17 protein-coding genes and 2 tRNA genes are annotated in these 17,105 nt (G+C 38.1%); 10 read left to right on the plus strand and 9 right to left on the minus strand.

Going from position 1 to position 17,105, the window contains the following annotated elements; translation table 11 throughout:
- Together VGA95_07510 and VGA95_07515 are read right to left on the minus strand one after the other, a co-directional pair.
- Positions 1–371: hypothetical protein (locus VGA95_07510; GenBank protein HEX9666394.1), on the minus strand; the 371-nt coding region annotated here is incomplete at its 3' end.
- Between the two features lie 18 nt (positions 372–389).
- The gene (locus tag VGA95_07515) at positions 390–1,022 is read right to left on the minus strand and encodes a cytochrome P460 family protein (GenBank protein ID HEX9666395.1); all 633 of its coding nucleotides are present in this window, start codon (positions 1,020–1,022) and stop codon (positions 390–392) included.
- Between the two features lie 502 nt (positions 1,023–1,524).
- On the opposite strand from VGA95_07515, the gene VGA95_07520 reads away from it, so the two are divergent.
- The 5 genes from VGA95_07520 (at position 1,525) to VGA95_07540 (ending at position 6,978) form a co-directional block, all read left to right on the plus strand.
- A complete protein-coding gene (locus VGA95_07520; GenBank protein ID HEX9666396.1) occupies positions 1,525–1,983 on the plus strand; it encodes an Hsp20/alpha crystallin family protein in 459 nt (152 codons plus the stop codon).
- A gap of 206 nt (positions 1,984–2,189) precedes the next feature.
- Entirely contained in the window at positions 2,190–3,197 is a 1,008-nt protein-coding gene (locus tag VGA95_07525) for a PIN domain-containing protein (protein HEX9666397.1), read from the plus strand.
- 264 nt (positions 3,198–3,461) lie between these two features.
- Complete coding sequence (gene ispF / locus VGA95_07530; protein ID HEX9666398.1) at positions 3,462–3,944, plus strand: 2-C-methyl-D-erythritol 2,4-cyclodiphosphate synthase; 483 nt, start codon at positions 3,462–3,464, stop codon at positions 3,942–3,944.
- Positions 3,945–6,317, plus strand: a complete 2,373-nt coding sequence (locus tag VGA95_07535) for a DNA internalization-related competence protein ComEC/Rec2 (GenBank protein HEX9666399.1) — start codon at positions 3,945–3,947, stop codon at positions 6,315–6,317.
- A gap of 196 nt (positions 6,318–6,513) precedes the next feature.
- Entirely contained in the window at positions 6,514–6,978 is a 465-nt protein-coding gene (locus VGA95_07540; GenBank protein HEX9666400.1) for a hypothetical protein, read from the plus strand.
- Positions 6,979–7,017: 39 nt separating this feature from the next.
- Here VGA95_07540 and VGA95_07545 read toward each other — a convergent pair whose 3' ends face one another.
- Positions 7,018–7,770: an ABC transporter ATP-binding protein gene (locus VGA95_07545; protein HEX9666401.1), complete on the minus strand. Its 753-nt coding sequence runs from the start codon at positions 7,768–7,770 to the stop codon at positions 7,018–7,020.
- 271 nt (positions 7,771–8,041) lie between these two features.
- Between VGA95_07545 and VGA95_07550 the strand changes: the two genes are divergently transcribed.
- Complete coding sequence (locus VGA95_07550; protein ID HEX9666402.1) at positions 8,042–8,653, plus strand: superoxide dismutase; 612 nt, start codon at positions 8,042–8,044, stop codon at positions 8,651–8,653.
- Positions 8,654–8,970: 317 nt separating this feature from the next.
- On the plus strand, positions 8,971–10,152 hold the full coding sequence (locus tag VGA95_07555; GenBank protein ID HEX9666403.1) for an RNA polymerase sigma factor RpoD/SigA: 1,182 nt from the start codon (positions 8,971–8,973) through the stop codon (positions 10,150–10,152).
- 100 nt (positions 10,153–10,252) lie between these two features.
- On the opposite strand, the gene VGA95_07560 is transcribed toward VGA95_07555, so the two are convergent.
- The 4 genes from VGA95_07560 to VGA95_07575 form a co-directional block, all read right to left on the minus strand.
- Positions 10,253–10,343: transfer RNA gene (locus VGA95_07560), tRNA-Ser, on the minus strand.
- Complete coding sequence (locus VGA95_07565; protein ID HEX9666404.1) at positions 10,322–11,404, minus strand: site-specific integrase; 1,083 nt, start codon at positions 11,402–11,404, stop codon at positions 10,322–10,324. Before VGA95_07565 ends, VGA95_07560 begins: the two co-directional genes overlap by 22 nt.
- A gap of 7 nt (positions 11,405–11,411) precedes the next feature.
- Entirely contained in the window at positions 11,412–11,609 is a 198-nt protein-coding gene (locus VGA95_07570; protein HEX9666405.1) for a hypothetical protein, read from the minus strand.
- A gap of 590 nt (positions 11,610–12,199) precedes the next feature.
- Positions 12,200–12,763: a hypothetical protein gene (locus VGA95_07575; protein ID HEX9666406.1), complete on the minus strand. Its 564-nt coding sequence runs from the start codon at positions 12,761–12,763 to the stop codon at positions 12,200–12,202.
- Between the two features lie 378 nt (positions 12,764–13,141).
- Between VGA95_07575 and VGA95_07580 the strand changes: the two genes are divergently transcribed.
- Positions 13,142–13,780 (plus strand): toll/interleukin-1 receptor domain-containing protein, encoded by a 639-nt coding sequence (locus VGA95_07580; GenBank protein HEX9666407.1) that lies wholly within the window; start codon positions 13,142–13,144, stop codon positions 13,778–13,780.
- A 152-nt stretch (positions 13,781–13,932) separates the two neighbouring features.
- On the plus strand, positions 13,933–14,352 hold the full coding sequence (locus VGA95_07585) for a hypothetical protein (GenBank protein HEX9666408.1): 420 nt from the start codon (positions 13,933–13,935) through the stop codon (positions 14,350–14,352).
- A 596-nt stretch (positions 14,353–14,948) separates the two neighbouring features.
- Here VGA95_07585 and VGA95_07590 read toward each other — a convergent pair.
- Positions 14,949–15,020: transfer RNA gene (locus VGA95_07590), tRNA-Met, on the minus strand.
- Positions 15,021–15,353: 333 nt separating this feature from the next.
- On the minus strand, positions 15,354–16,187 hold the full coding sequence (locus VGA95_07595) for a M23 family metallopeptidase (protein ID HEX9666409.1): 834 nt from the start codon (positions 16,185–16,187) through the stop codon (positions 15,354–15,356).
- Between the two features lie 351 nt (positions 16,188–16,538).
- Between VGA95_07595 and VGA95_07600 the strand changes: the two genes are divergently transcribed.
- Complete coding sequence (locus tag VGA95_07600) at positions 16,539–16,991, plus strand: copper chaperone PCu(A)C (GenBank protein HEX9666410.1); 453 nt, start codon at positions 16,539–16,541, stop codon at positions 16,989–16,991.
- Positions 16,992–17,105 lie beyond the last annotated feature (114 nt).

The raw sequence follows: 17,105 nt of genomic DNA on the forward strand, positions 1-17,105 counted from the left end.
AGCCATCTGAAGATATTATAAGGGCGGTCATGGGGATTTCTACCGCTGTCCAACATTGAACTTAGGGCAAAACGCATGGACATAGGGTCAACTCCTTCCATCATAGCGTGCTCAATTAACTGTATTACTGCCTTATCAATGCCGACCTCCGGCGACAGTACCCTATACGCCGCGAGTATGTGTGAAGTTAATTCAAGATGACCTCTGGATGGCACGTCCTCTATGAGTTTAGTTCTTCTCCCGGTGGTTCTAATAAGACGCGAGTATCTAATAATAAAAGAAATGCTTCTCTTCTTCGCTGTGTACGGATTGATTAGAGGGCTCTTAGAATTGGCGATGTTTGGAGGTATAGCACTAGGCGTTAAATTCACAATTTATCACAACGTTACTCATTTAGGGTTAGTCATAATATATTGAGTCCCAGACGATGACACAGAGTGACATTCAATGCATTCAGTAACCTTACCGGCCAGAGTTATAGTCTCTCCATCCCTTTCCATTTTCATCGGCTTACCATCCGGTGCAAACTTTACCCAGAACCAGTTTCCGTGTTGAGGGTCAAAAGGCACCAAGTTATACATAACAGTAATGGCTTCAAGCGTTTTATCCTGCATGTAATTTTCCATTACAATAATTGTTCCAGGTGGTAGCTCATTTTCCTTTTTGAGAACCGCTTCATAACCGATGGAATTTATATATGTGGTAAGTAGGGCACCGTGTGGGGTTGGCCCTTTGTATAAAGCCTCTTTTCCAGGCCACATTTTCCAGTGCTCTCTATAATCCTCTGTCTGTATAAGGCTCCAGAGCTCAGCAGCTATCTCTGGGGGTACCTTTATAGCTTCTTCCTTTGCATGCTCTTCATGCATCTTCTCGACCTTTTCTTCAATTTCAGAAACCACATCCTCTGATTTCTCTTCCTTCATTTCGGTGTCTTCACCGCTCTTTGTTGGACCTTCCTGACCCTTACACCCAGCATAGAAGAAACCGATCGTCATAACAACAATTAACATAAGCTTATACATTTAAAACCCCCTTTTAACTAATTATCGATGGATTTTATCTTACATCGTATTTCCTGCTTATTGAAGATAGATACTAAGTTTTCTTAGAGTAGGTGCGGTAAGGGAAGTGATAACACTATATCCCAACTACAGATTTTTCTGCAAAACGGATATTATGTCTTATATGACTCAATAGACCATTTCATTCTCCTTATGAAGTCCGTGCCTAAACCGAACAAAGGATAGACGGGACATTCCTGTCCCGCATTCTAATCGAATAAACTTCCCTAAATCCGGGGTTGGAAAACCCCGGCTATCGGGTGGTGGGAGGATACTAAATTTTTTTAGAATCGTGTAAGAATATTTTTTTATTCAAGTGAAAATGTGATGTAACCCCTCCTTAAGTTATTACAGAAGTGCCACAAGTGATTTATTCGGATTCCTTAAAAATTGTCCTTGACTCGCACTAAACCGTGATTAATTTCTATCTACAGTAAAAAAACTAATTTAGGAGGTAGTTAGCATGAGATTAGGATTATCCGTTTGGGAACCTTATAAGGGTCTAAATTTATTTGGTGAGACTTTTCAAAAAATGTTTGATGATACAGCCAAGACTCTTTCTAGATTTGGAATTGAAGATCTCGGCGCCGGGACCTGGGCACCAAGGGTAGATATATATGAAACTGAAGATAATTATATCGTAAGTGCCGATCTTCCAGGTATAAAGAAAGAGAACATTGGAATCGATCTCAAAGATAACATACTCACAATAAGGGGGGAAAAGAAATTTGAGGAGAAGTCTGATAAAGATAATTATGTGAGGGCAGAGCGCAAATATGGAAAGTTTGTCAGAAGCTTTAGCATATCGGATAATGTTGACACGGAGAAGATCAGGGCCAATTATAAAGATGGTGTCCTGGAGATCACGATTCCGAAGAGAGAAGAAGCAGCAACCAAGCAAATTAAAGTGGAAGTCAAATAATATATAATTTAACTCTAAACTACATGCTACCCCGTCTTATAAACGGGGTAGCATTAGGCATAGTATTTACACGTTGGGATTTGGTTTAGTATCAACTACGTAGATAAAAATTGAGTTTGCTTCTTGTTAAAACACCTTTTCGGATTTATAATTACCTTTTCTAATTCCATAAACGGTAAGGGATCAGGGAACGGGGCGAGGAAGATATGAAACTAAAAATTCTCTTCTTTTTATTGTCCATTGTAACAGGATTTTGGGTTACTTATCCGGCCTATAGCCTTACAACTTCTTTAATAATCACTCTGGGTATAGGTGCCATTACCCTTGGCGTAATAATCGGAATAGAGCTAGTTATTAAAAATTTCCCAACAAATTCGACTTTAGGATTATCAATCGGCATCGTAACAGCGTCGCTTACTTTCTTTGCGATCATAGAGATTATACACGCTTTGAATATTTCACCGGATATATCTAAGTACATTTCTGTGTTCATTTTTATATTGCTTTTTTATCTAGGCATATCTCAGGGGATAAAAAAAGGCTATGAAGCTGATCGACAGGGAAGAAGGGTTACTGCTAAAAGCGGACCATCCAGCACAAAGATTCTAGACACTAGCGCTATCATAGATGGAAGGATCGCAGATGTGGCTGAAGCTGGGTTTATCGATGGGGTCCTGTTAGTGCCTAAATTCATAATAAAAGAACTTCAGTACATAGCTGATTCCACTGACCCCATCAAACGCGTGAGAGGCAGGCGAGGGCTCGATGTTCTCAAAAGGATGCAGCAAGAGATTCCAAACGTTGTTATAAAGATAACGAGTCACGATTTTCCGAAGATTAATGAAGCTGATTTAAAACTTGTTGAACTCGCAAAGAGGTTAAAAGGGGTAATAGTGACTAACGATTATAATCTAAATAAGGTAGCTGGACTTCATGGGGTAAAGGTACTTAATCTCAATCAATTATCCAGTGCCCTCAAGCCTGTGGTGTTGCCTGGAGAGGCTCTGACCATAAGTGTTGTCAAGGAAGGGAAGGAGGAAAATCAAGGTATAGGTTATCTTGAAGACGGAACTATGGTTGTCGTTGATGATGGTAAAAGGTACCTAGGTAAAGATATAGATGTTTCTGTTACCAGTGTCCTTCAAACCCCTACCGGACGTATGATATTCTCCAAGGTTATTGAACGAGGTATGGTCTCTGGATTAAAAGCCTGAACAAATTACAACCATTTTGTTTTCTTAATTTTCCCAGACTGATCACCATTATCTAGACAAATTGCCGATCAGTTAGGACCGAGCGATTTGGCCGCCGCAAAAATCAGTCATATTTAATCAAGAAATTAAAACCGTTCGATTGTACGGTGGATTACGATAGAGAAGAAGTCAGTTCGATAGACGATGACTGATCATATGACATAAATTGAAAAAGTTACCGACTTTAGCAGTATACTTTAGTTATGTTAACTTGTGAGGTATTCAATGTTTCGTGTAGGTATTGGGTACGACGTGCATAAGTTTTCCGAAGGGAGCAGACTTATTCTCGGAGGAGTCGAGATACCCTTTGAACTGGGACTTCAAGGATACTCAGACGCTGATGTTCTTACTCATTCGATCTGTGATGCTATACTTGGTGCACTTGGAGAGCCCGATATAGGTAGTAAATTTCCTGATACTGACCCAAGATACAGGAATATTTCTAGTTTAATTCTGTTAAGGGAAACAGTCGTATTATCCAAATCCAAGGGTTTCAATATTGAAAATGTGGATAGTGTAGTTGTTTGTGAGAAGCCTAAGATTGGAAATTACGTTTCACAAATCAGAGGAAAACTATCGACGATTCTCGAAATATCAGAAGATTGCATCGGAGTCAAGGCAACAACTACAGATGGCATCGGTTTTACAGGGAGGGTTGAAGGCATTGCTGCTCATACGGTTGTTCTGATTAAGAAATTTGATGGTTAAATGAACTCGATTTTCTTAAAATATCCTATACTACCTCCACTAATCGGGTATATAGCTGGGATATTTATAAGTGAAAATTTGGGCTACGAATGGATTTTTATCCTTTTTATCTCACCAATACTCGGGCTGCTGTCTTTATTTTTTGCGGATCTTAGATTTCTCTTGTTTATACCCCTCGGAGTTCTGTTTTCAATAAGTCTCACCCCACCCGAAGATCACATTGCAAACTTTGTTGGAAATGAAATTGACCTTTTGGGAACTTTATATAGATCCCCAGAGAGTAGAATAGAGGGTTCAAGGTTGTTTGTTGACGTTCGGGAGATTGTAGTAAAGGGTAAGAAAGAGTCGGCAACAGGAAAGGTGATCATTAATACTAAACAGAGAATTCGTGGTTTATCTCGAGGGGATTATGTAAGGGTTGTAGATACTGTTTTAAAGCCATATAGAACATTTAAGAATCCCGGGAATTTTGATATCAAGCGTTATTATGGAAGGCAGAAGATATATGCCTATGGATTCGTTTCCGGAATGGATTCGATAATTTTATTTGAGCCAAAACTAACGCCTTTTTACTCTCTAAGGACAATAGATAAGGCTAGAACCAGGTTTGGGGATTTTGTAAGACACAGGTTTCCTCAATCTGAGGGAGAGATACTGAACGCAATCACAATTGGAGATCAGGGAGGAATGCCAAACGGGCTGAGAGATCTTTTTTCAGCAACTGGTATTGCTCATCTGCTCTCTATATCCGGACTGCATGTAGGGGGTGTAGCGCTTGCTTTCTATTTAACGATAAAATGGATTCTGAAAAGGTCGGAGTATCTCTTGATTAGGTGGCAGGTCCCAAGGCTTACTGCTGGACTAACCATAATACCTTTATTCATCTACATGGCAGTAGCGGGATGTGCTACTCCCGTAGTAAGAGCATTTTTAATGATTGCGGTTTATCTTATGTCAGTGGTACTTGGTAAAGAGGAAAATAAATTGAATACGCTAGGCGCTTCTGCGTTTATAATTTTGCTGTGGCAACCATGGGCGCTTTTTCAACTCTCATTTCAACTCTCTTTTGCCGCTGTTTTGGGAATTATATTTGTCAATAGGTTTTATCCATTAAAAGTCGGTAGCTTCTCCGAAAAGATAATCTCAAGCTCTAAGATAACATTGGGTGCCTCGTTTACAACTATACCCTTAATCGTGAATTCCTTCAGTATTTTATCATTGATATCACTGCCCGCTAATTTAATATTTGTACCCCTGGTTGAATTCTTAATAGTTCCCCTAGGGTTGATTTCATTTTTGGTGTTCTCTGTAAATGAGTACTTAGCAATGCCATTTCTCACTCTCAATGTTTATCTGATTAGAATTCTTATCTTTGGAATAGAAAAGCTCGTTGAGATACCTTTTGCTTCTTTAACGGTTACATCTTTAGGAATTACGGGTTGGCTTATGTATATATTGATAATTCTGGTTGTTTGTTTTAAGAAGGTTTTCCCAAATCTCAAATATGTTTTGCCATTTTTTATTGTAGGGTTGATTATGGCGATGACTATTAGTAAAGTGAGTAACTCTAAAAGTGGGTATCTAGAATTAGATTTCATAGACATTTCAAATAGGAATATAGTCTTCGTTAAGCTTCCTCAAGAAAAGACAATTCTCGTCGATGGCGGTTATTCCTTCTTCAATATGGGTGGTTATATGGAAAGAAGCGTAATTTCCCCTTTTCTTCTGAATTCTGACGTTACGACCATCGATTATCTAATTTTAACTACATTGGACAAGGATCATTTAGAGGGTGTCAAATACTTGTTACGGAGATTTGAGGTTAAAAGACTCTGGACAAATGGAGTAAAGTTGGATGGAGAGCTCTGGAAATTGGTCAAAGGTAAGAATATAAGCTGGAAGAATCTCATGGATGAAGTTGAAAATTTTGAAATAGAGGGTGTTCGGATCGAATTTTATAAACCCAGGGGTTATTATAAAATTGCAGATTCCTCTCGACCCTATCCACTTATATTTAAGTTAACATTTGGAAACATAAATTATCTATTGGGAGAGTCTTTAGGAGACTTATCTGTGCAACGGGAATTGATCGATATTTACCATAATAGGATTCAATCGAACGTGCTATATATTCCTCAATTAAAGGGTAATTTAAGGTCATTTAATGATTTTTTGAATATCGTCTCACCAGAGATCTTGATAGTTAATCGTGGAAAAGATAGTCTTAGAAAATATCTTGATAAAAATGTGCCAAATTTCGACACTCATAGGAAGTCGAAATTCGTTGAAACTACAAAAGAGGGGATGGTTGCAATAAGTACAGACGGCAGGGAGATTAGGAAGAGGACTTTCAATAATGGCGATTTGTTGTAGATAGCTTATAAACCAAATATTCTTTTATGTTTCTAAATGTACTGCAATCGGTAAAGGGTAAGAAGCTGGTTACAATCAATTTATTAAGATGTAAAATACTATACAACGTAAAGGATTTGCAATTTGGGATCTTAGCTTTCGTGCTAACCCCGGAACGTTGAGGATCCGTTTTAGCTAATGGAATGGGCCATGGATCATGAAAAAGATCATTCTTATTTTAATAGTTTTGGTAGTCCTGATTCTCTTTTTTTTCTTGCCCGCCGAGGACGACACGACCGAGATAGAATCTATATTTGATGGAGTTCTTAAAGCAGGTAAGGAAAAAGACTTAGAAGGAGTGATGGATCACTTTTCCATTAATTATAGAGATGAATACGGGGCGACCTATCCTGTTGTAAAAAACGTCATAGAGGGTTTCTTTGCCAAATATGACGGTTTTGATGGTAATTATAGCGAATTAAAGGTGTCGATTAACGATTCAGATAAGGAAAAAATGGCAGTGGCAAACCTTGATTTTTATGTTAATGGGATCAAAACCGGCAAGTCAATTCCAATATTTGGAAATGCGGTATTACCTGAGAACGTGACTGTTACCCTTGAGAAAAATACCTTTGGTGATTGGAAAATCAAAAATGTTGAAGGGCTGAGCATTGATGAATAGGGCGTTTTGGCTCTAAGATGATCCGGGATCCGTCTTTTATTAGTCTATATATTCTAATCTTCCCAGTATAAAATCATTCAGGACTTCTATATCGGTGTTTTGTGCTTCGTTTACGGTACCCTCAAAGATTATTCTTCCGTTGTAAAGAAAAGCAATTCTATCCGAAATTTCAAGAGCGCTCTTCACATCGTGGGTAATGATAACTCCTGTGATGCCGAATTGCCGCTGCATGTTTCTTATGAGGTGGTTTATTCTGCTGATGTTGGGAGGATCCAGGCCCGTTGTTGGCTCATCATAGAGCAAAATCTTGGGGTTCATGGCCATTGCCCTTGCAAGCCCCACCCTCTTTTTCATACCACCGCTTAGATCTGAAGGTAGTTTATCTTCAATTCCCGGAAGCCCCACAAGCTCTAAGTTTGTTGAGACAATTTCGTTGATTTCTTCTTCTGAATGTTTATTGCCCTCCCTCAGGGGATATGCAATGTTTTCGGCAACCGTAAGGGAATCGAAAAGTGCAGCGCCTTGGAAGAGCATACCGATTTTTTTTCTGACATGAACTAATTCACTCTCATCCATTGGGACTATGTTTTCATTTTCTATAACAATTTCTCCTTCATCTGGCTTCATAAGACCGGTAATCTCTTTGAGCAAAACACTTTTGCCCGATCCGCTTCCGCCCAGCACCGTAATGTTTTCGCCCTTTCTTATAGAAAGATTGACACCAGTGTGTACTTGTCTTGAATCGAATGACTTATGAACGTTTTTGAGCTCTATTATGTAATTTTCATTCATTGCTAGAACTTAGATATTGGACCTAGATATATTCGTATAATATTAAATAGTTCTACCGGGCTTTTTGGTACGTATATAATAAATAAATTCTATATGCTTGTAAAAATATAATGAAAACAATGAATTATTTTGACACTCACAGATTTAAGCGTTAAAATAACATACGTTGAAGGATAAATTGAATTCTCAAAAAAACTTGCTATCAACGATTACAGGTTAAAGATTAATAAGTAATTTTATAATATTCAATCGTTAAAAGGAGGGGTATTCAATGCCACATGAGTTACCGCCATTACCATATGGATATGACGCCCTGGAGCCTCACATAGACGCTCGTACAATGGAGATTCATCATACAAAGCATCATCAGGGATATGTGAATAATTTAAACAGTGCTCTTGAAAAGCATCCTGAACTTGAGAAAAAAAGTGTAGAAGATTTGTTGAAGGATTTAAGTTCTATTCCTGAAGATATACGAACTGCGGTTAGAAACAATGGTGGTGGACATGCCAATCACTCAATGTTTTGGCCGATTATGAGTCCAGATGGCGGTGGTGAGCCTGGAGGGGAATTGGCTGGCGCTATAAATTCATCCTTTGGTAGATTCTCAGATTTTAAAGAGCAATTTTCAAAGGCAGCAGCGGGCAGGTTTGGAAGTGGATGGGCATGGCTTTGCGTGGATCGAGGCGGGAAACTGACAATCACCTCTACTCCAAATCAAGACAATCCGGTGTCTGACGGATTAAGGCCGGTTCTCGGTCTCGATGTTTGGGAACATGCCTATTATCTTAAATATCAAAACAGGAGACCTGAATATATTTCGGCGTGGTGGAACATTGTCAATTGGAAACAGGTCGCAAAGAATTACTCGGCCGTAAAATAGGTATTTTAGGTTTGCAGTCCGATAATTAGCGGTAACCGGAAGGTTTTTGTACGTTGTTGCTTTATGATTGGTGAGGTGTAGAAAACTCATTTAGAGTTTGGATTAATGGATTAAATGAACCCTTTGATTCTATTACACTCTCTATTTTAAGCAAGGGCACTAACGTATCAGGTTGAGGTTATTTAAGAAAAGTGCTCGTGTTTTTATACTGGTTCTGCATAAGATTCCAATCGAGAGTGGGTAAGCAAGCTAAAGTACTAGAGAAGATTTGTTTTAAGTATTTCGTAATCAGAGAAAACTGGAACGGGTGAATTATATTGGGAATTAAGAGCTTCGACTCCGACGACACAGTTTCATCTGTCAATGATAATATGGGTTTTACAAATGATTTAGAAACCTATAGGTCTCCAAATTTCAAAGGGAAACTAATTGATGTGGATGATTCTGAGTCTGATATTGAACCCAATGGCTCAGATTGCGTAGAATTTGAGAAGAGCAGTAGGATTCCGGATGAGCAGTATAGGCTTATGTATTATTATTTCAGGGATATGGCAAATGAACCCTTGCTAAAACCAAGGGAAGAGATTGAAGTTTCAGCTAAGATAAAAAGATGTGAACAGAAGTCCAAAGAAATAAAACTGGTTGTTAATAGGCTTCAAAATAAAATCGAATCAAGAAACAATGAAAGGATCAGGCATCGGAGATTGAAGCCAAAGGACCTTTCCAGGAAGATCATAATATTAAATGCCCTTGATAAGGTATATTCTGAAAAGGCTAAACTTCTTAAATGTAGATTCATTAAGTCGAACTTGAGATTAGTTGTGGCAATGGCTAAGAGATATATCAGCGTGGGTCTTCCGATTTCGGACTTAATACAAGAGGGTAATGTCGGGCTGATGAGGGCCGTGGAGAGATTTGATCATACCAAAGGGTTTAAGTTTTCGACATACGCTTCATGGTGGATCCGTCAAGCTATGTTCAGGTCTCTTCAGGAGCAGACCAGAACAATAAAGGTGCCGGTATATTTGTTGGAGCAATCTAATAAGATATTGAGGATAAGTTCAAATCTGCGTAAGAAACATGGGAGGAGTCCAACTCCTGAAGAGATATCTAACATCTCCGGGGTTTCTGTAGATGTCATAAAGCGTATTTTAAAATCAACAAATGATGCTGTTAGCTTAGATTCGCCAATTCTTCGAGGTGAGAAAACAACTCTCCTCGATTTTATTATCGATGAGGAATCTCCCGCCCCTGAATTAATTAGGACAAGGGTGATGCTTTTTGAAAGGATAAGGCAAGCTTTAACATTACTTACTCCTAGAGAAGAAGAGATACTCAGGCTGAGATTCGGAATAGACCAAAATACAACTTACACGTTGGATGAAATTGGAAAGATATTTAATCTTACACGTGAACGAATTAGGCAGATCGAAAAAGCGGCACTGGAAAAACTATCCGACTCCGATATGAAGGATATACTTCGAAGTTTTATAAATTAATTGTGTAGATTGAATCCCTGAACGTGAGTCAAGTTTTCAGAGTAACCTGAATTTCTTCTAAAGGTATTTTTTTCATCCAATATATTCATGAATTTTTTACTGGCGGCGGGAGGAATCGAACCTCCGACAAAGGCCTTATGAGAGCCCTTATGGGTTATTGTAACTTTCTTTAATCATTAAGTAATTTAGCCCTAACTAGGTGACTTGTGTTCATGTAGGGTTTATTCGGAGCGAAATTGACGCTTTCAATGGCTCTCTTTTTATGCTCAGGTGTAGGGTGGGAGTAACGCTTGGTCATAACAATTGACCTATGCCCTAATAGCTCCTGAACGGTAACCAGGTCAACTCCATTCATAACAAGCCTTGTAGCAATTGTGTGTCTTAAGTCATGGAACCTACAACGGGATATCTTGGCTTTATTTAAAGCAGTTTCAAAAGCACTCTTGATTTCTTTGACAGGGCTGCCTTTGTAATTAAAGACATATTCACTGGAAGCATTTTCCTGTAACTCAGTCAATGTTTGCAGTAATGTTTCGTTGATTGGTATAAATCTAAACTCAAAGTTTTTGGTATCTCTCACGGTGATGGTTCTCTGTTTTAAGTTAACGTCCTCCCATTTAAGGCCTAGAATTTCGCTTCTCCTCATGCCTGTGCTAACGGCACAAATTAGGATTGGTTTAAGGTGCGGAGCGGCTACTTCATATAGTCTTAAGAAATCCTCTTCACGTAGAATTTGCATGCGTTGGTTAGAGACCTTAAAGAACTTTACACCCTTCACGGGATTAGCACTAGCTAGACCCCACTCTATCGCTAGGTTAAACATTCTCTTAAGCACGGTTAACTCTCGATTGATATTTCCCAGCGTCTTGCCCTCATCTTTCCTTTTAGCCTTGAACTGCTCGACAGACCATGAGGTAATATCATCTATACTATGCCCTTTGAAGAATCGTAACAGTGCCTTGCATATAGTTACGCTTCTCTTATAAGAGCGATGATTTGCTTTTGAATAGTCCAAGTACTTCTCCACTAGCTTTTCAAAGCCGATTGCCGGTCTCTTGCTCTTAAGATTAAACCTGTCCTGTACCACCTCACCCATCCTTGCCTTCAATGCTTGCTCGGCTTGACCTTTGGTTATCAAAGCTGTAGAGCCTATCTTCTCTCTGATTTGTTTACCATCCGCATAATAGGCGATATACCAGCTTTTGCCTCTCTTGTAGATGCTGCCCGTACCCCACGCTCTTCGCTTAGCCATTTATCATTTACCTCCCTTTTTTAGGATCTGTTTCGATTGATACACTTTTAATTAAATTATCCTTTTCCATTGCCTGTCTTATCCAATAACGGACAAGGTCTGAGGAAGTCATTAAATTTTCTTCTGCATAGTTAGTTAAGAACTTAAATTCCTTTGGATGCAACCAGACTTGAAATAACTTTGTTCTTATTCTTTTTTCCCTCATGTAATGTTATTATAAATACATTTGATTTGATTGTAAATATCATTGGGATAAAAGGGAAATTTATATAACCTTAATCCAGAACTCTTTTCTAGTATGATAAAAAATCAAAAATCGTGCTATTATTTCCATGTTATATGAGTAAAAATTACGAGTCCTATAAAGAAACTTGTCACATACTAAATCAGGCAATCGGTGCTCTAGTTATTCATAGGGGAGATATAAGAATACGTCTTATAAACGCATATGTGTTTCACTTGTTTAAATTGGAAGTTGATGATTTCCCTTGTGAACTTAGAAAGCAATTTAAGTGGGTTAAATCGCAATTAATAAATGAGGGCCGTCTAAAAAAATATGTATACCGAGGTAATTTAATAGACCAATTAAAACGGTCTCTCCACGGAAGAAGGTATAAAACACTTGAGAGGATTGCGGAAGCTATACTTGATATCCGTGCCCGATTAGGTGACTACTTAGAGAATTAAAAGCCCCCTAATGCGTAATTATTATAAAATGTAGGAGACACACCTTAACCTGATATGATGATATTGACCTTACTTATAGAGTAGTTGACTCCGATTTTATTTATCCATTTATGAATGCCTGCCTTTAGGGTCTTCGGGTATGGGTATAGGATGTAACTTTATTTTGGTTCTAATTAGAGTTCGTGGTTTATGTATGTCATTCCAATTCTCCATAATAAACTTAGAGTCAGATTTAGTATTTACATAACCTTCATGATGTGACGCACAATCTATTGAGACTCTTAATGCATCTTCAATTTCTGGGTCTAGATATAAGCAATTTTCAGAAAGCCAATCTTGCATCTCAAAGTAAGCTTTATTTAGTTCATCTCGGTTATCATATATTTTGCTCGTAACTTTGTACCAGTGAGCGTATGCTTTTTGGTGTGCATCTACTATCTTGTCATATGCTATTAACTCTAACTTTTCTTTTCTTTGTCTTTCTGAGATAAGGTAGTTTGAAAATGAAGTGACCATTGCTCCAATTATTACCCCTAATAATCCAACGATAGCAACATTATCTAATTTTAACAATACTAATATGAGCCAAGCAACTGTAAATCCTAATGCAAATGCTATTATATTGGAGATGTTTGTAACTATCTTCTCTCTAATCAAAGTTATAATTTTCATATTAACATTCTAAGATTTTATTTATTTGATTTCTAGGTGTAATATGCTGCTCCCCAGTAGCCATGTAGTGGAGCTTTTTTCACGAGGCACTTATCTTTTTGTTATATGCCTTATACAGGCGACGTAACTCTTTTCGTTGCGACTTCAATAATGCTTACGTTTTATGGTTTCAGGAACACGATGGGCTTTTTGGGGTGTTGTTCCGTATTTTCTCATAGTTACGTGCTTTTGACGTAAAGGGATATTTTTAAGTATACTCCTATACAAGTAAAAGGGTGATAGGTGTTTGCATAACACCACATACTGGGGGCGTTTATACGAACTTTAGTTCGTCTAATTATTAGTTAGCCATAAAATCGTAAACATTGGATGATGATAATGAATGCACCAAAGTGTTTCATTAGTTATTCATGGGATAATGATAATCATAAAGATTGGGTTAGATTTTTAGCTTCTGAGTTAAGAGCTAGAGGGATCGATGCAAGACTTGATCAGTGGGATACTAAGCTGGGAATAAACCTTCCAGAGTATATGGAAACCTCAGTTCGTGAATCTGAATACGTCTTACTTATATGCACACCCTTGTTTGCTGAAAAAGCGAATAAGGGTTCTGGGGGTGTAGGCTATGAAAAAACAATTGTAACTGGCGAAATATTTTCTGGTGTATCATCCAAGACAAAATTTATCCCTGTTCTTCGTAGTGGTAGCGAATCTGAAGCCATTCCTTCGTATCTCAGGGGTAAATTTTATATCGATTTTAGAAATGATCAGAATTTTAATGATTCAATTGATAAATTAATAAGAAATATTTTTGATGCTCCAGAACACCCACCTCCACCGATTGGAAATCGGCCAAAATTTAATACACAGAGTGCTGGAGTGCGATCGGCACAGAAGGAGGTTCACTTTGACATTACGCGCTTTAGTAATGCATTTGAATATGCTATAAGCTACAATGGGTTAAGAATGGGAAGAGATGAGGCGCGTCAATGGGCTCTACGAAGATTGGAAGAATAAACAATAGTTCGCTAACATTTGCTTCAGCCGGCCCCTAAGCGGCGGCGCGATTTTCGGGTTTGCTGGTTTCGGCACAGTTATGTTCATTTTATACGCTTGAGTTGTGAAAATTCGCGGCGGCTGAGCAAAAGTATCTGGAAGAATACTTAAATTTGGTCGGAAAGGTACTAATTGACTTTGAATACATTGAACTCGCACTGAAACTCTATATCGCTGAAACGTATGCCACTATCTCCTCTCGACTAGAGGGGATCGTAACCTTCAAATATGGCTGGGAAGATGTAGAAAACGAACCACTTGACAGGCTCCTGAATCAATTCTCAAAGATCAGTTCCGATCATCAGCTCGTTAAAGGTCTTGGTCTTCTTCAAAAGGAGCGGAATAAGTTGGCGCATCAGGCATACGTCTTAACGTTGGAAGAACAGTCAGATCGTGACCACCTTGAAAAGGAATATGCACGTATTACAAAGCCAAAGTCCAAGACTAAGGCGTTAGTTGTGAGAACGATGGAAGCGTGCAAAGTGCTCGAAAGTCCATTCTCGAAAACAACAAGAAAAAGTGGGAATACGTGACACATCTTGACTATTTAAAATTATGCTAATGAGTTAAATCTATAAATATGTGTATATCTAAATAGATACTGTTTGTTATTGCTAGCATTAGCCATAATACCCTATTATTGCCCCCAGCTCGAGGCATTCGAGCTTTTTTCACGAGGCACTTATCTTTTTGTTATATATTAATATTATTGTCTATTAAAAATAGCGACCTCTCCGGGGCAGGGATATACCCCTTTAAAGCACGCTACGCTGACCGAGACGAGCCTCTATCCCGGTGGCTAATAGTAAATAGTGATAAAAATAAATTAGTAAGTTTAGAATGCCGTTGAATCCGGAGTTATCTTTCTTGGCAAAAGCACTCTACTTTGTGTAGCTTCGCCTTTAGGTAACTTAACTTGTCGTCCTCTAAGTTTCTTGATTACTTATTACATGAAGGAGGGGTACATATCTGTGTTCAATATGTGTTTGTAGTGTGTTTATTCTATGGAAAAACCTACCATATAGGAGAAAGATATTGAAAAGTATTGAAACTGGGAATATAGAGGCTTATTTCTCTTAACTTCTTGAAATCAAATAAGAATCTTTTGTTTATAATGGGTTATTTTTACTGGCGGCGGGAGGAATCGAACCTCCGACAAAGGCCTTATGAGAGCCCTGCTCTACCTCTGAGCTACGCCGCCAAGGTTAGTATTTGGAGTATGTTTCAAGCCAACATAAGGATATTTAACAGTTTTTCTACGCGGGGTTTATTTTTATATGTTGATCTGGTCAGTATATCATGGCGGGTCTAACTTTCAAGACGAAACTAGCTTTTTTGTAACAAATTGGGGGTATTAGAAGCGAAATAAATTTTCCTCTTGACAGATTAAGTAACGTACTTTATAATCACTTTTAAATTTAAATTTTCAACTTAATGCACTTCATCCTTTATCCTCCTTTAAAGTGGGAATGTTTCTAAATCTGGGAGCATTCCCTCTTAATTCATAAAAATAGCTTCGTTTAAGATTTAATGGTTACTTTAAACTTAAGTATTTAGATGGATTTAGTTTTTTGCCGTTTTTTATTATTTCGTAGTGCAGGTGTGTTCCAGTGGATCTTCCTGTGGAACCTGCGTTACCAATTAGATCTCCACTCTTAACCCTTTGTCCTTCGTCTACATCTACCTTCGTTAGGTGTCCATAAAGTGTTTGATATCCATTTTCGTGATTGATTATGACGGTATTTCCATAACTGTAATACCAACCTGCGTTAGTAACTAATCCATCAGCAGTCGCAAAAACTGGTTGTCGAGGTTTCGCTTCGAAGTCTATTCCGGAGTGAAAAGCCGGGGCAGCTCTAAAAGGATCCATTCGATATCCAAAACCTGATCTGACATCGGATTTTATGATGGGCTTACCCAAGGGAAAACTCTTAATCGTATTAAACATTTCATATATATCCTTTTCCATGTTATCAAGATAGGATAAATCCAATCCGTCGGCCGGGATGTACTCACCTCCCACGGCCAATTCTCTCTTTATACCCTTTCTGTCAAGTAACTCTTGCATTTCCAAGAGTTTCTTTTCGATTTCTATTAACCTGGATTTCAATACAAGTTCATCCTTGCTCATTTCATTTAATACATTGGACTGACTTTTTAGTTGGTCGGCCAGTTCTCTTTTCTGATGGGTACTTATTTCAGCTTTTTTGTAAAATTTATATGCAATAATGAAAGATAGAAGTGATACCAACGTGAGTCCAAAAAACGTGATCAGCATTATTTTAATGTGGTACAGTTTTATGTTAAGGAATTTTGGTACCGTGCATTCAAATTTAAATAAATGAATTTTAAGATTTTCCCGCGTCATCACCCATCCTCCTTTACAATAAGGTTAAATTATTGACCTATAAAGCGATTGATCCCCGGACTATGTTTGTGATTCTAAAATTTCGGGAACCAATATAACATATTTTAAAAGAGGTTTACAATACCAGATTTAAACAATTGAAATTTTGCTCCTATGTAGGAGGGTGCAGACCATGCATAATACTTCAAAAAAGAAACAGATTCAAAAGAAGACCCATATTACTATTCAAACTACTTTGGCGTATCTCGTTTATGATCTTGCGATGGTGTTATTTATATAGTGTCAGTATAGAATTGACTCAAGAGCGATTGTGAAAGTCATCTTAAAAATTCTTTAACAGTCGATGTGGGTTTGAAAGTTGATATGGTACTGAAATTCCTTATTACTTTCTCATTAGCGATAAATTTTGTCGCAGCCTCAAATGCGGGGGCGAAAATAGTGGTAAGCGATGCCTGGATAAGAGAATTACCCCCTAGCTCGTCGGTTACAGCGGCATACATGATTATTGAAAATCTTGGCAACGATGATGACAAGCTCACAGGGATTAATGCTAGCTTCGCGGGGCACGCAGGGATTCATACAACCCAGATCGACAATAATGGAATTGCACAGATGAAGATATTACGAGAACTGGTAATACCATCAGGTAAAAAGGTAGTATTAGAACCGGGTGGAACGCATATAATGCTCACTGACATAACTGAACCAATTAAAAGGGATGATACGCTAAAGCTAGAGTTAATGTTTGAAAGAGAGGGAATGAAAGAGATTAGTGTGAAGGTTAAGGGATTAACTGGTGACTAGCTGATGGGACCTAGATTCTAATATAATTAGAATCTCAATTTGCTATTTAACCAATCCATTGAGTAGAGACTACTTTAAGTCATTGTAAGATCTGATAAAAAATCTCCCGGTTAC

The organism is Thermodesulfobacteriota bacterium (genome assembly GCA_036397855.1).
GTDB lineage: Bacteria > Desulfobacterota_D > UBA1144 > Nemesobacterales > CSP1-2 > DASWID01.